A 14,193-nucleotide genomic window follows, 5' to 3' on the forward strand; every position below is an offset into this window, starting at 1 on the left:
TCTTCCTTATCATATCACATTTGTTTGACCGAGAACCAGTTCTTCCGTAAGTTTCAGCGCTTCATCCAGCTTGGAGACGTCCTTGCCGCCGGCTTGCGCCATATCCGGGCGTCCGCCGCCGCTGCCGCCGCAATGTACGGCCGCTTCCTTGACGATCTTGCCGGCATGGAAGCCCTTCTTCACCAGCTCCGGCGAGACGGCCGCGGCCAGATTGACTTTGTCGTCCGCGATCGCGCCGAGCACGATGACGCTGGAGGTCAGCTTCAGCTTCAGCTCGTCGACGATGCCGCGCAGCGCGTCCATCGAAGGGGCGCTAACTTTCGCGCACAATACCGTAACGTCGCCGACCGTCTTCGCGCTCGCTTCGAGCGAGCCCGCTTCGATTCGGCTCAGCTTCGCCTGCAGCGACTCGTTCTCCCTGGACAGCTCCTTCACTTGGCCGAACAGCGCTTCGATCCGTTTCGGCGCGTCGGCCGCGTTCGATTTGAGCAGCGCCGCCGATTGCTTCAGCAGCTCGAGCTGGCTCTCCAAATATTGATAAGCATGCTTGCCGGTCACGGCTTCGATTCTTCTTACGCCCGAACCGATTCCGCTCTCGCCGAGCAGCTTGAATATGCCGATCTGCGACGTGTTGCCGACGTGGCAGCCTCCGCACAGCTCCAGGCTGTAGCTTCCGACCTGCACGACGCGAACCTCGTCGCCGTATTTCTCTCCGAAGAGCGCCATCGCGCCCATCGCTTTCGCTTCGTTCAGCGGCTTGATATCGATCGATACCGGCGTACCGAGCCAGATCTGCTCGTTGACGCGGCGCTCGATCGCCGCAAGCTCTTCGGCCGTAATGCTGCCGAAGTGCGAGAAGTCGAACCGGAGACGTTCGGCTTCGACGAGAGAGCCCGCCTGATTGACATGGTCGCCGAGCACCTCCTTGAGCGCTTTATGGAGCAGATGGGTCGCCGTATGGTTTTTGATGATGTCTTCGCGGACCGGTTTCGCCACGGCGGCTTCCGCCGCATCTCCGGCGCGCACGATGCCCGTCGCGACGATTGCGTGATGAACGTTCTGACCGTGCGGCGCCTTCGTGACGTCTTCCACCTGCAGGGTGAAGCCGTTCCCCGCAATCGTGCCTCTGTCGCCGATCTGGCCGCCGCTTTCCGCGTAGAAAGGCGTGCGGTCGAGAATAACGGCGATCTTGCTGCCTTCTTCCGCGGCTTCCACGAGCTCGTCATCACGAACGATCGCGACGATACGGGCCCCGGTTACCAGTTCATTATAGCCAACAAACTCGCTTTTAACCGTAAAATCGCCGAGCGGGCCGCCCTGCACCTTCATGCTGCCCGTCTCTTGGCGAGCCGCGCGCGCGCGTTCGCGCTGCGCTTCCATCGCCGCGTCGAAGCCGGCGCGGTCGACCGTCATGCCGTTCTCGGAAGCAAAGTCCTCGGTCAGGTCGAACGGGAAGCCGTACGTATCGTACAGGCGAAAGGCGTCCTCGCCGCCAATCTCTTTGTTGCCGGCCTTGGCGGCGGCAGCCACGAGCCCGGACAGCATCGCAAGCCCGCCTTCGAGCGTTTCGTGGAAGCGCTCTTCCTCGGTTCGGATGACGCGCTCGATGAACTCGCGCTTCTCGACGACTTCCGGATAGTAGACGCCCATCACTTCGCCGACGACGGAAGTCAGCCCGTACAGAAACGGACGGTCGATTCCGAGCGTTTTGCCGTAACGGACCGCACGGCGGAGCAAGCGGCGGATAATGTAGCCGCGGCCTTCGTTGGACGGCATGACGCCGTCGCCAACGGCGAACGCGACGGTGCGGATATGGTCGGCGATGACCTTAAGCGCGATATCGTGCTCCTCGTTCGCTTTGTAACTGACCTTCGCGATTTCGCACGTGCGGTCGATGATCGGACGGAACAGGTCGGTGTCGAAGTTGGAATCGACGTCCTGCAAGATCGAAGCAAAGCGCTCGAGGCCGGCTCCCGTATCGATGTTTTTGTTCGGAAGCGGCGTATAGCTGCCGTCCTTGTTATGGTTGAACTGCGAGAAGACGAGGTTCCATACTTCGAGGAATCGCTCGTTCTCGCCGCCCGGCCAGCATTCCGGATCGGACAGGTCGCCGTATTTGTCGCCCCGGTCGTAGAAAATTTCGGTACATGGGCCGCAAGGGCCTTCGCCGATGTCCCAGAAGTTTTCCTCCAGCTTATAGATGCGTTCGGCCGGAAGGCCGATCTTCTGGTTCCAGAAGTTGAATGCCTCCTCGTCCTCGGGATATACCGTTACCGACAGCCGGTTCGGATCGAAGCCGATCCATTGCGGTCCGGTCAGAAACTCCCAAGCCCATGTGATCGCTTCTTCCTTGAAATAATCGCCGATCGAGAAGTTGCCGAGCATCTCGAAGAACGTATGATGGCGGCGGGTTTTGCCCACGTTCTCGATATCGTTCGTGCGAATGCACTTCTGCGAGTTGGCGATGCGCGGATTGTCCGGAATGACCCGGCCGTCGAAATAAGGCTTCAGCGGCGCCATTCCCGCATTGATCCACAGCAGCGACGGATCGTTATGCGGAACGAGCGATGCGCTCGGTTCGATTTTGTGGCCTTTGCTTTCGAAAAAAGCGAGCCATTTGGCGCGGATTTCACTAGCTTTCATATGCAATAGTCCCCCTTCGATTAATTAACGGCCCATCTAGGGCGCTAGAAAACGCAAAAAACGCCCCCGTCAATGACAGGGACGAATCGTTTCGCGGTACCACCCTGGTTATTACGCCGCTCTCGCGGGCGGACGTAATCGCCTTCTTTGGACTTTAACGGATCCCCCCGGTGAAGTTCGTTCACACTCCGAAAAGAGCTTTCGGCCACTCTTCGTCATAAAAAGCCTTCTCAACCGACGCGGCCGCGCTCCTAAGGAACGGTCGCGAAGAGGCTTTCTCTCTGTCTGACGGGCAATGGCTTACTTCGATTCGTCAACGTTTTACCTTTTATTTGCATCTGCTTTCTAAAATTATAGCCAGAGCCCGTTCGGCTGTCAAATGATCTTTCGCCGGACGTAATAAGCGAACATATGCTGGACGATCACCTTGCAGGCCGCGAAGATCGGCACGGCGAGGATCATGCCGATAATGCCCGCGATTTCGCCTCCGACAAGCAGGGCGAAGATGATGGCGAGCGGATGCATATGCAGCGTCCGGCCGACGACCTGCGGCGAAATGACGTTGCCTTCGAGAATTTGGCACAGCGTATTGATGACGGCGACCAGAATGACCATTTTGAGCGAAATGGTCGAAGCGACGAGAAGCGCGGGAGCCGCGCCGAAGAACGGGCCCAAATAAGGGATGACGTTCGTGATGGCCACGACGCCCGCAAGCAACAGCGCATACGGCATCCCGATGAACAAATAGCCGCAGTAGGCCAGGACGCCGACGATGACGCAGACGAGAAATTGCCCCCTGATGTAGCTGCCCAGCGCGGCATCGATATCCTTGAGCAGCCTGACCGTGTTTTTGCGGTGCGACTTCGGAACGTACGTAATGACGGTTCGCTCGAACACGTCGAAATCCTTCAATATATAGAAAGCCAGAAAAGGAATGATGAACGCAATGAAGACCGCGTTCAGCATCGAGCCGATATTGTTGACGAAATCGAACAGACTCTCCGACAGCCTCTTCTCCATCTGCAGCAGCGCTTTGTTCATGCCGTCCCGGATGCTGTCCGGAAGGAACGAGGTGTTGTTAATATCCGTTACGATGCTTTGGGCGCGCATGGATAGCTCGGGGACGTGCCGGTTAAGCTCCTGCACCTGATTGATGAACATCGGAATGAGATTGACGAGCAGCACCGTAATCGCCGCGCAAAATACCGCATAGATAAGCAGCACGGCGATCGTCCGGGGAACCTTCCGCTCGTGCAGCAGCGTGACGATCGGATTCAGCACGTACGAAATGATCATCGCGATGACGAAAGGCGCCAGCACCGCGCGCAAAAAAACGTAGACGTTAATGATAAGCGGCTTGATCAGCAGCATGAGATAGACGGCCAGCAAGCCCATGATCAAATATACCAGCCATACGAACAGACGGTTTTTCGTGAATCGTTCCACCGCCCTCACCCCCGAACCAGCTATTCCCCGCCGCCGATTCGACGGAACGGGGCTAGTTCAGTATATGTACAAGCGGTTCGATTCATCCTTGAATAACAAAAAAAAGACGGCCGAAGCCGTCTTTGGATATTCGTATGCGCGCCGGTCAATTGGCGTGAATTTGCGGCATTTCATCCTCGAAGAACAAGTCGTCGAGCGAGCTCAGCGTACCGTCCTCTTCCACCTGGTAAACCGACATTTTGTCGCCGTTAACCGTCAGCTCAATGAAGCAGCCCCAGCAGTAGAACTGATGGGAACCGATCTTCCCGATATCTTTCGAATTGCAATTCGGACATCTCATCATCTTTCATTTCTCCCTATCGATTGAATTGGAAGCTGCGACAGGCTCCAATTCCGCTTCACTGACAGCCGGAACAATAATCGCGTCTTCCCCGAGTAACACGGCATCCGGATCACTCGGCGCCCTCAGCCATTTACGCCCTTCCATCAGATCCGAAACAAAACCGTCCGTAAGCTCGTAGCCTACTATTTGTGTACCCTGATTTGGATAAAAATAAACATCCGATACGCGTCCAAGCTGCTCGCCAAGTACGGTCACGACCGGTAAATCCCTTAATTTCACCAAACCCGTGTAAAAGGACCGCAAAATCTGCTTCGGCTTCATCCGGACAATCGCCGTTTCGCTCGAAATAATGACCGTATCTTCCCCGCAGGACAGCACATCCGACCATTTGACCGTCTTCACCGATAAGGCGAACCACTTGGCATACTCCAAAATGATGCCTTTCAGCTGCCAATGCTCGTCAAACCAAGCGTCCTTCACGGTTCCGACCATTCTGCCGGAATGGATCACGATAACGGGCAGACCAATTAGCTGTTGAAGTTTTATCACGCTGTGGCGGAGTCCTCCTAGTAGTTATTACGAATACGCCTCACGATCGTTCCGATTTTTTGTGCGGCGTCTTCTAATTCCTCCAAAGTATTCCCCAAACCGAAGCTAAATCTTACAGCCGATTGAAGCCGGTCCTCCGGCAGACGCATCGCGCGCAGCACATGCGACCGCTCAAGCGAGCCGGAGGTGCAGGCCGATCCGCTCGACGCCGCGATTCCTTCCATGTCGAGGTTCATCAGCATCGTTTCCGTATCGATGCCGATGAAGCTGACGTTGACGATATGCGGGAGGCGATTCCGCTCGCCTCCGTTGACCGCGATCGGCACGCCCGCATGCGTTTGCAGCAGCTCTATCCATCTCATACGGAGCTCGTCCATCAAAGGTTGCTTCTTCGCCCTCTCGTTCACAGAAATGTCAACAGCTTCTGCGAATCCGACGATGCCGGCAATGTTTTCGGTGCCCGCACGGCGCTTCCGCTCCTGCGATCCGCCGTGCTGAATGGACTCGAATGGCGTGCCGGCGGCCGCGTACAGCGCGCCGACGCCTTGCGGTCCGTTGATTTTATGGGCGGAAAAGCTCATGAAGTCGACGGGGAGCTCGCCCAGCCGATAAGGGATCCAGCCAAGAGTTTGCACGGCGTCGACATGGAACAGCGCTCCGCCGGCATGGGCGATCTCCCCGATTCGTTCGATCGGCTGCAGCGAGCCGACCTCGTTATTGCCGTGCATAATGCTGACAAGTCCCGTCTCCGGCGTCAACGCGGCTCGGACAAGCTCCGGATCGGTCGTGCCGTCGCTGCCGAGCGGCAGAACCGTCAGTCCGAAGCCCTCTTCCCTGCTTAGCCATTCGCATGTATGAAGCACGGCATGATGCTCGCCCGCCGATGTGACGATATGAGACCTGCCCCGCTTGCGCTGCGCCTTGGCCGCTCCGATCAGCGCGGCGTTGTCGCTCTCCGTCCCGCCCGACGTGAAGACGAGCTCGGAAGGCTTGCAGCCGAGCGCCGAAGCGATAAGGTCGCGCGACCGATTCAGCCGCTGCTTGGCTTCCCTGCCGAAAGCGTGCATGCTTGACGCGTTGCTGGGACCGCTCATCGCGCCGAGCATCGCCTGCGCCACCTCCGGACGCATCGGCGTCGTGGCGGCATGGTCGAAATAATACGTACCCATGGTCAACCTACCTTTATATATAGAACATGTAGCTGTCGGGTTTGCCTTCTTCCTCGTAGGCGATCAGATCGGCGAGCGAGGTCGAATCGAGCACTTCGGCGATGCTGTCGCGGATGCGAAGCCATAATTGGCGCTTCGCGGGATCGTCTTCCTCCGTGAAGTCGACCGGCGAGATCGGTCCTTCGAGAATGCGGATCACGTCGCCGGACGTAATATTATCGGGTTCCTTGGACAAAATGTAACCGCCGTAAGCGCCTCTTATGCTCTTTACCAGACCGGCGTTGCGCAGCGGCGCGACCAACTGCTCCAAATAATGCTCGGAAAGCTGATTCCGCTCGGCGATGCTCTTGAGCGAAGTCGGGCCTTCCCCGTATTTAGCCGCCAGCTCCATCATAATCGTTAAGCCGTAGCGGCCTTTCGTCGATATTTTCAAATGTGGCACCTCATTTTTGAATTATTCGCTTTCCCCGTTAAATCACTGTATTCCCATATCACATCTATGTTAACATATCGCACGGGCGGCGTGTGCAAAAAGGTTGGCATCTTCATGAAAAACTTTTCAGCCTATGGTACAATGAAAATGGCTTGAATAAAGGTTTGAATGAACAAGGTGGTGTATAGCATGAATAAGCCAAAAGCCTCTACCAGGGTCGTCGTCGGCATGTCGGGCGGCGTCGATTCTTCCGTCACCGCGCTGCTGCTGAAGCGGCAGGGCTACGACGTGATAGGCATCTTTATGAAAAACTGGGACGATACCGACGAATTCGGCCATTGCACGGCCGAAGAGGATTCGGAAGACGTACGCCGCGTCTGCGAGCAAATCGGCATCCCCTACTATACCGTTAACTTCGAGAAGCAATATTATGATAAAGTATTCACCTATTTCCTGGACGAATACAAGCGCGGGCGCACCCCGAATCCGGACGTGATGTGCAATCGCGAGATCAAGTTCGGCGACTTCCTGCAGCGCGCGACGGAGCTTGGCGCCGATTACCTGGCGACCGGTCATTACGCCCGCGTCCAGCGGACGGAAGACGGCGTGACGAAGCTGCTTCGGGGCGTCGACGCGAACAAAGATCAGACGTACTTCCTGAGCGCGCTTAACCAGAAGCAGTTGGCCAAAGCGATGTTCCCGATCGGCCATCTGCCGAAGCCCGAAGTGCGGCGCATCGCCGAAGAAGCCGGCCTGTTCACGGCGAAGAAGAAGGACAGCACCGGCGTCTGCTTCATCGGCGAGCGGAACTTCAAGCAGTTCCTCAGCGGTTATTTGCCCGCGCAATCGGGCGATATGATCGACATCCGGACCGGCGAGAAGAAAGGCCGTCACGACGGCCTCATGTATTACACGCTCGGCCAGCGCCAAGGGCTTGGCATCGGCGGATCGGGCACCGGCGAGCCTTGGTTCGTCGCCGACAAGGATTTGGAGCGGAACGTCCTGTACGTCGTGCAGGGCGAGCGTCATCCGAGCCTGTATTCGGAAAGCCTGACGGCCAGCGGCATGAACTGGATCGTGCCCGGCTCGGGCGCCGGCACGCTGAAGTGCACCGCCAAGTTCCGCTACCGCCAGCCGGACCAAGGCGTGACCGTCACGGCGCGCGAGGACGGCACGGCGCACATCGTGTTCGATGTTCCGCAGAAGGCCGTAACCCCCGGACAAGCGGTCGTCCTCTACGACGGAGACGTTTGCCTCGGCGGCGGCACGATCGAAAGCGTTCGGAAGGTGGACGCCGAAGCTATTGCCTCGCTGCAGGCTTAATAACGGTTAGGGCTGACCCGCGCTCCTTACGGATGCGCAGGTCAGCCCTCTTTTGTTTGCCGCGTTAGCCGGACTGCCTGTCGCCCCGCCCCTTTGCCCGATCGCCGACGCGGCGGATGAGGATGCGCGATACCCGAAGATGATCGGTTTCCTCGATGACGAACTCGTAATCGCCCGAGTGGCCGATGCGCTGGTTTCTCGTCGGCGGCAGCTCGATTTTGGAATACATCCAGCCTCCGATCGTATCGTAATTGTCCGATTCGATGTCCAGCCCGAAAAACCCGTTCACCTCTTCGATGAGCATTAGGCCGCTGACCGAGTACGTGTGATCGTCGATTTTCTCCAGACGCTCCCGCTCCTCGTCGAACTCATCCTGAATTTCGCCGACGATTTCCTCCATAATGTCCTCCAGCGTCACCAAGCCGGACGTGCCGCCGTACTCGTCGATCAATATGGCGATTTGCGATTTGCGCTTTTGCATCAGCTTAAGAAGCGTGCTGATCTGCATCGATTCCGGAACCGTAGTGATCGGCCGCGTGATTTGCCTGATGTCGCTTAAGGATTGGGCCGTGTCCTTCAGCAGGTCTTTAATGTGGACGAAGCCGATAATATTGTCCTTGTCGTTTTCGCATACCGGATAGCGGGTCAGCATTTGCTCGAGCGCGATGCTTTTGTTATCGGCAAGCGGCAGGCTCGTGTTCAGGCAGACCATCTCCGTGCGAGGGATCATGATTTCGCGGGCGTTCGTTTCGGCAAACTCGAATATGTTGTCAACCAGCGTAAGCTCCGTATTGTCGATGAGCCCCCTCTTGTGGCTTTCCTTCATCAGAATGCGAATCTCGTCCTCGGTATGGGCCGAATCCTTCTCGCTCGCAGGCTCGATGCCGACCGCCCGAAGGAGTAAATTCGCCGTTCCGTTCAACAGCCATATAAGAGGATACATCGCTTTGTAAAAATAAACGAGCGGCGATGCCGTCAGCAGCGTAACCGTCTCCGATTTGCGAATGGCGACCGTCTTCGGCGCAAGCTCGCCAAGCACGATATGAAGCACCGTAATGAAAGTAAACGCCAGGATAAACGAAACGGCGTGAAGGAGCACACCGTCCCGAAGCCCGATCGCGGCGAACAACGGCTCGATCGCTCTCGCCACGGCAGGCTCCCCGATCCATCCGAGACCGAGCGAGGAGAGCGTTATGCCAAGCTGGCAAGCGGACAAATAGGCATCGAGATTGCCCGTCATCCGGGAAGCCAGCTTCGCCCTCGAATGACCTTCGGAGACGAGCGCGTCGATCCGTCTGCCCCGGACCTTCACCATGGCAAACTCCGCCGCGACGAAAAAGCCGTTCATGCCTACCAGCAACAGAACAAGGGGAAGCGACAAACCGAGCGGTAAAGGGTCACTCAACGAATTCCTGCCCCCGCATGTGCGATGCACCCCGCGTGGACAGGCGCACCTCCTTTTGGAACAAAGATACGGCGATCTTTGTCTGATGTGATCACGCCTCATGATGCCAAGCCGCCGCGCCGGACTGCACGATCGAAGGGATTTCCGTTTTCGCGATTGTATTTATGTGTATTCGTTACAGGCTAGCCAATATACGCGGTTTTCCGCCGAAGCTTTACCGATTTTTTCATGGCCGGGCAGGCCGAATTATTTTAAAAGTTCATAAAGACGCAACGAATTCGTTGCGCGAATGGAGCTAAGCATGCGTTGAATTTGATATAATGCAAACAGTTAACGAAGCAGAATTGAACATTAACGCGTAGGAGGATTCCAAGATGAAAAAAATATTGCTGATTTTCTTAGCCGCCCTTTGGCTCGTGCCCGGCGTTGCCATGGCTCATTCCACACTGGAGGTCGCGGTTCCGGCGAAGGATGCGACCGTTCAAGCCTCGCCCGAGAAGATCGAGCTTACGTTTAATACGAAAATCGAGAAGCTAAGCAATTTCAAGCTGCTTAATGCCGCCGGAGAGCAAATCCAAACCGGCGAAACGGACGTTGACGGCGCCACGATGAGCGGCGGCGTGCCGGAACCGCTGGCAAGCGGCGTTTATACGGTGAAATGGACGATCATCGGTGCCGACGGGCATTCCGTGGAAGGGGAGTACGCGTTCACGGTGGACGCGCCGGAGCCTTCCGTCGAGCCATCGCCGACCGTGACGCCGGAAGCGTCCGCAGAAGCGGATGGTGCGGAGCCTTCCCCTACCCCGTCCGCTGAAGCGACGGCAGACGCCGGCGAACCGGCGGAAGAGGAGAACGGAGCTGCCGGCGGAGAAACGCAGGGCACGAACTACGCTCCGGCTATCGTAATCGGCGTCATTATCGTCGCTGCGGCGCTCGTCCTGTTCCTGCGGAGACGCAAACCATGATTTATGTCAGCGAAGGCCTTCTATACGTATGCTTCGCGATTTTGACGGGAACGCTGCTGCTTAAGCTCGTACCCGAGAAGAACAGGCCTTCCGTAACCGTTCCGAACGGACTGCTGGTCGCCTGCGCGATCGCGATTCCGGTCCTGTCTTACGTGCCCATTCATAAGCTTGCGCTTGTATTTGCCGAGGACTTCGACATGACCTATACCTCTATATTGAAAAGCATCCTGCTCGACATTAACACGGGCAAAGCTTGGGTATGGACGGTCATCGGCTCCGCGGGACTCGCGTTTTTGCTTGGGCTCAAGGCGTTCCGCAGCGACAAGCATATGCCGAAGGTCGCCTTGTTCGTGACGTTTCTGCTTATCGTATGGCTCGGCTACGCCGGCCATGCTTCGTCTTTGTACGGCTTTCGCGGGCTCGCCACGCATGCCGCGCATTTTCTTGCGGTCAGCGTATGGATCGGCACGCTGTTCGTCGCCGGCTGGTTCTCCAAGGACGACGCCCATTGGCCGGCCTTCCTTCGCTGGTTCTCGCCTCTGGCGATCGCGTGCGTGCTCGTGACGCTGCTCGCGGGCTTCGTGCTCATGTCGTTCACGACGCCCGAATACGTGAACGCGTGGATGCTGCCTTACGGCCAAATGCTGCTCATGAAGCATCTGCTCATCTTGCCGTTGCTGCTCTTCGCCTATTCGAACGGCTTTGCTTACAAGCGGGCGGCAGCGGCCAATCCGTCCTTCTCCCCGAAGAAATGGGTGAAGGCGGAAAGCGTCGTCGCGCTGCTCGCGCTTGCCGCAACCGCCGCGCTCGGCCAGCAAACGCCTCCGCATACGGTGAAGGAGACGCTTCAGTCCGTCTCGCCTTCGCCTCTGTTCACCTCGATCTACAAAGGCCAGTTCAGCCCTGATCTTACCCTGACGTTCTCGATTGGCCTGGATAGCCTCCTCATGCTGACTGCCGCGCTGCTGATGGCCGGGGGCGTTCTGTGGATGTATCGCTCGAACCGCGTCGTTCCGGCTTTCTTCATGGGGGTGCTGACCGCCGCGTTCGGGTACTTTGGACTTATGTTCGCGATCGCGTGACAACCAAACCTTTATAAGGCTTCTACCAAACCTTCAAAGGCTTTTACCAACCAACCTTTAAAAGGATTTACCAAACCTTTAAAGGCTTTACCAAACCTTTAAAGGATTTACCAAACCTTTAAAGGCTTTACCAAACCAACCTTCAAAGGCTTTCGAACCCTCCCAAACCCTCCCTTCCAAGGGAGGGCCCCGAGGCGCTGCGCCCTCTGGACACCCGCAATTGAATACACGTTGGAGCCGAAGAGCCGGTTGCGAGTGGCGGTTGTGTTGGAGCGCTTTCGTCCCTGAGGGACACGCTTTACTGCGTAGCGCTCGGGGGACCTGATTCTGGGTAACGTTGGATTTAAAGAGGCGGTTGTGTGGAGCGTTTGTGTAGGAGCGCTTTCGTCCCTGGGGGACACGCTTTACGGCGGTGCGCTCGGGGGACCTGCTTCGGGGGTAACGTCGGAGATGAAGACGTGGTTGAGTGGAACGTTTGTGTAAGAGCGCTTTCGTCCCTGGGGGACACGCTTTACGGCGGTGCGCTCGGGGGACCTGATTCTGGGTAACGTTGGATTTAAAGAGGCGGTTGTGTGGAGCGTTTGTGTAAGAGCGCTTTCGTCCCTGGGGGACACGCTTTACGGCGGTGCGCTCGGGGGGACCTGATTCTGGGTAACGTCGGTGATGAAGAGGCGGTTGAGTGGAGCGTTTGTGTAAGGAGCGCTTTCGTCCCTGGGGGGCACGCTGGAAATTGGTGTTGATGTATGTTTGGAAGCAGCGCCATCAGAGCTAGCCTCGGTTAGTTTCAATAATTGAGTCTATGCGCGGAGTTGAGCTTGAAAAGAGCTGATTAGTTTCAGATATTGCGCTTAATGGCGGCTTTAGGACGGGTTAGCGTAGGATAGGGAGGGTTTAGTTTCAGTATTTGAAATTACAGCAAGACAAAGAGCCAAAAACGCTTTTCAAATTTCAATAATTGAAATTAATTTCATTACCTGGAACCTGCAACCCTGCAACCTGCGTCTAAAATTACGAAATGGGCAGCCCGAAGGGTGATGTCGGCGACATCTTCTCCGGGCTGCCCCTTTTTCGTTAGCTGCGCGGCGCCCAGAGCATGATGGAGACGCCGATCATGCAGACGGCCGCGCCGATCCAGTCGTACAGGTCGGGCGATCTTTTGTCGACCCACCAGCCCCATAGCACGGCCAGCACGACGAACACGCCGCCGTAAGCCGCGTACACTCTTCCGAACGAAGGAAAGCTCTGCAGCGTCGGAATGATCCCGTATGCGATCAGGATCATTCCGCCGGTTATGCCGTACCATAGCGGCCTGGACTCCCGGAGCCACAGCCATATCAAATAACCTCCGCCGATCTCCGCGAGACCGGCGATAATGAATAATACGATTGCCGAAATCATCGCCGCACGCTCCTCGCTTATCCGATGCAAACCGATAGAAGCGGTGAATGCAAGTTACTCCATTCCTTTCCGCCGCTGCTGGTTCTGCTTGATTTTGTCCTCCATCCCCTGCTCCGTCGCGCGGTAGAACGACTGGCCGCCGAGCGAGTCCGGCAAATATTGCTGCTTCACGTAATGGTTCGGAAAGTCATGCGGATATTTGTAGCCCTCGTGGCCGAGCTGCGCCGCCCCTTTGTAGTGCGTATCGCGCAGATGAAGGGGCACCTCCGCCCCGCCGGCGCGTTCGATCGCCGCTTCCGCCCTGCCGATCGCCATCGCCGTCGCGTTCGATTTCGGGCTTTCGACCGCGAAGAGGATCGCTTGCGAAATGTTGTATTTTGCCTCCGGCCAGCCGATCTTATGGTATGCGTCCATCGCCGTTACGGCCTGGATCATCGCCTGCGGATTCGCCAGCCCGATATCCTCGCTGCAGGCGACGATCAATCGCCGGATAAACGTCATCGGATCCATGCCCAGCTTCTCCACCGCGTACAGGAACCAGAACAAAGCGGCGTCGCTTGATCCGCGGACGCTCTTGTGGAACGCCGACAGCACGTCGTATTGGGTCGACAGGTCGGCGCGGATCGTCGGCTTCCGAATCGATTCCTGCGCCACCTCGAGCGTCAGCTTCACCGATCCGTCCGGCTCCGAAGGCGTCGTGACGGCCGCCAGCTCGAGCGCGTTCAGCGCGCGCCTGATGTCGCCTCCAGCCATTGCCGCGATGTGGCGCAGCGCATCCTCGTCCGCGTGAATCGTCATAAAGCCAAGCCCGCGCTCGCGATCGGACAGCGCCCGCTGCATCGCCTCGTAAGCATGCGCCTCGCCGAGCGGCTCGAGCTGGAACAGCGTCGACCTCGACAGCAGCGCCCCGTTCACGTGATGAAACGGATTTTCCGTCGTCGCTCCGATAAAAATGATAATCCCCTGCTCCACGGCCGGCAGAAGCGCGTCCTGACGGGCCGTATTGAAACGGTGCACCTCGTCGAGGAACAGAATCGTTTTGCGCCCGTACAGCGATTTACTGGAACGCGCCCGGTCGATGACGTCGCGAACGTCCTTGACCGAGGCGTCGACCGCGTTCAGCTTCACGAATTCGCCTTCCGTCCGGAGCGATATAATATGCGCCAGCGTCGTTTTGCCGCAGCCCGGGGGCCCGTATAGCAAAATCGATGATACCTGGTCTCCTTCGATCGCCCTTCTGAGCAGCTTCCCCCTTCCGACGATATGCTCCTGCCCGATATATTCGTCCAGCGTTTGCGGCCGCATCCGGTCCGCAAGCAGCCTTGCGCGCGGTTTGTCTTCCTCTTGAAAGTCGAATAAGTCCATCGTTGCTTCCCAACCTTCTCCCGTCAGTTACTTACGATCATAGCATACTCGCACATTTGTTCGCCAGACAAG

12 protein-coding genes are annotated in these 14,193 nt (G+C 57.3%); 3 read left to right on the top strand and 9 right to left on the bottom strand.

Translation table 11 applies throughout. The annotated features are described in order from the left end of the window. Positions 1-9: 9 nt before the first annotated feature. The 6 genes from alaS to cymR form a co-directional block, all read right to left on the bottom strand. Positions 10-2,643, bottom strand: a complete 2,634-nt coding sequence (gene alaS / locus IDH41_RS17590) for an alanine--tRNA ligase (protein ID WP_190863291.1) — start codon at positions 2,641-2,643, stop codon at positions 10-12. A gap of 375 nt (positions 2,644-3,018) precedes the next feature. Beyond that, complete coding sequence (locus tag IDH41_RS17595) at positions 3,019-4,089, bottom strand: AI-2E family transporter (protein ID WP_190863293.1); 1,071 nt, start codon at positions 4,087-4,089, stop codon at positions 3,019-3,021. 145 nt (positions 4,090-4,234) lie between these two features. Beyond that, the gene (locus IDH41_RS17600; protein ID WP_190863294.1) at positions 4,235-4,432 is read right to left on the bottom strand and encodes a hypothetical protein; all 198 of its coding nucleotides are present in this window, start codon (positions 4,430-4,432) and stop codon (positions 4,235-4,237) included. Positions 4,433-4,435: 3 nt separating this feature from the next. Continuing rightward, complete coding sequence (locus IDH41_RS17605) at positions 4,436-4,981, bottom strand: PRC-barrel domain-containing protein (protein WP_190863296.1); 546 nt, start codon at positions 4,979-4,981, stop codon at positions 4,436-4,438. Between the two features lie 17 nt (positions 4,982-4,998). Then, complete coding sequence (locus IDH41_RS17610) at positions 4,999-6,150, bottom strand: cysteine desulfurase family protein (RefSeq protein ID WP_190863298.1); 1,152 nt, start codon at positions 6,148-6,150, stop codon at positions 4,999-5,001. Between the two features lie 13 nt (positions 6,151-6,163). Next, positions 6,164-6,583: a cysteine metabolism transcriptional regulator CymR gene (cymR, locus tag IDH41_RS17615; protein WP_190863300.1), complete on the bottom strand. Its 420-nt coding sequence runs from the start codon at positions 6,581-6,583 to the stop codon at positions 6,164-6,166. A gap of 189 nt (positions 6,584-6,772) precedes the next feature. Here cymR and mnmA point away from each other — a divergent pair, with 189 nt between their 5' ends. Continuing rightward, entirely contained in the window at positions 6,773-7,906 is a 1,134-nt protein-coding gene (mnmA, locus tag IDH41_RS17620; RefSeq protein WP_190863302.1) for a tRNA 2-thiouridine(34) synthase MnmA, read from the top strand. Positions 7,907-7,970: 64 nt separating this feature from the next. Here mnmA and IDH41_RS17625 read toward each other — a convergent pair whose 3' ends face one another. Further along, a complete protein-coding gene (locus tag IDH41_RS17625) occupies positions 7,971-9,311 on the bottom strand; it encodes a hemolysin family protein (RefSeq protein ID WP_223829820.1) in 1,341 nt (446 codons plus the stop codon). Between the two features lie 374 nt (positions 9,312-9,685). On the opposite strand from IDH41_RS17625, the gene IDH41_RS17630 reads away from it, so the two are divergent. Together IDH41_RS17630 and IDH41_RS17635 are read left to right on the top strand one after the other, a co-directional pair. Continuing rightward, positions 9,686-10,276: a copper resistance CopC family protein gene (locus IDH41_RS17630; RefSeq protein WP_190863305.1), complete on the top strand. Its 591-nt coding sequence runs from the start codon at positions 9,686-9,688 to the stop codon at positions 10,274-10,276. Then, positions 10,273-11,358, top strand: coding sequence for a copper resistance D family protein (locus IDH41_RS17635; protein WP_190863307.1), 1,086 nt, complete (start codon positions 10,273-10,275; stop codon positions 11,356-11,358). The genes IDH41_RS17630 and IDH41_RS17635 overlap by 4 nt, the downstream gene beginning before the upstream one ends. A 1,071-nt stretch (positions 11,359-12,429) precedes the next feature. Here IDH41_RS17635 and IDH41_RS17640 read toward each other — a convergent pair. Further along, positions 12,430-12,756, bottom strand: coding sequence for a YnfA family protein (locus IDH41_RS17640; protein ID WP_190863309.1), 327 nt, complete (start codon positions 12,754-12,756; stop codon positions 12,430-12,432). Positions 12,757-12,810: 54 nt separating this feature from the next. After that, on the bottom strand, positions 12,811-14,121 hold the full coding sequence (locus IDH41_RS17645) for a replication-associated recombination protein A (RefSeq protein WP_190863311.1): 1,311 nt from the start codon (positions 14,119-14,121) through the stop codon (positions 12,811-12,813). Positions 14,122-14,193 lie beyond the last annotated feature (72 nt).

Origin of the sequence: Paenibacillus arenilitoris (genome assembly GCF_014705655.1) — a bacterium.
GTDB classification, from domain to species: Bacteria; Bacillota; Bacilli; order Paenibacillales; family Paenibacillaceae; genus Pristimantibacillus; species Pristimantibacillus arenilitoris.

Coding starts and splice junctions, on each gene's coding strand:
- alaS (WP_190863291.1), bottom strand. CDS start 2,643: ATGAAAGCTAGTGAAATCCGCGCCAAATGGCTCGCTTTTTTCGAAAGC.
- IDH41_RS17600 (WP_190863294.1), bottom strand. CDS start 4,432: ATGATGAGATGTCCGAATTGCAATTCGAAAGATATCGGGAAGATCGGT.
- IDH41_RS17610 (WP_190863298.1), bottom strand. CDS start 6,150: ATGGGTACGTATTATTTCGACCATGCCGCCACGACGCCGATGCGTCCG.
- mnmA (WP_190863302.1), top strand. CDS start 6,773: ATGAATAAGCCAAAAGCCTCTACCAGGGTCGTCGTCGGCATGTCGGGC.
- IDH41_RS17630 (WP_190863305.1), top strand. CDS start 9,686: ATGAAAAAAATATTGCTGATTTTCTTAGCCGCCCTTTGGCTCGTGCCC.
- IDH41_RS17635 (WP_190863307.1), top strand. CDS start 10,273: ATGATTTATGTCAGCGAAGGCCTTCTATACGTATGCTTCGCGATTTTG.
- IDH41_RS17640 (WP_190863309.1), bottom strand. CDS start 12,756: ATGATTTCGGCAATCGTATTATTCATTATCGCCGGTCTCGCGGAGATC.
- IDH41_RS17645 (WP_190863311.1), bottom strand. CDS start 14,121: ATGGACTTATTCGACTTTCAAGAGGAAGACAAACCGCGCGCAAGGCTG.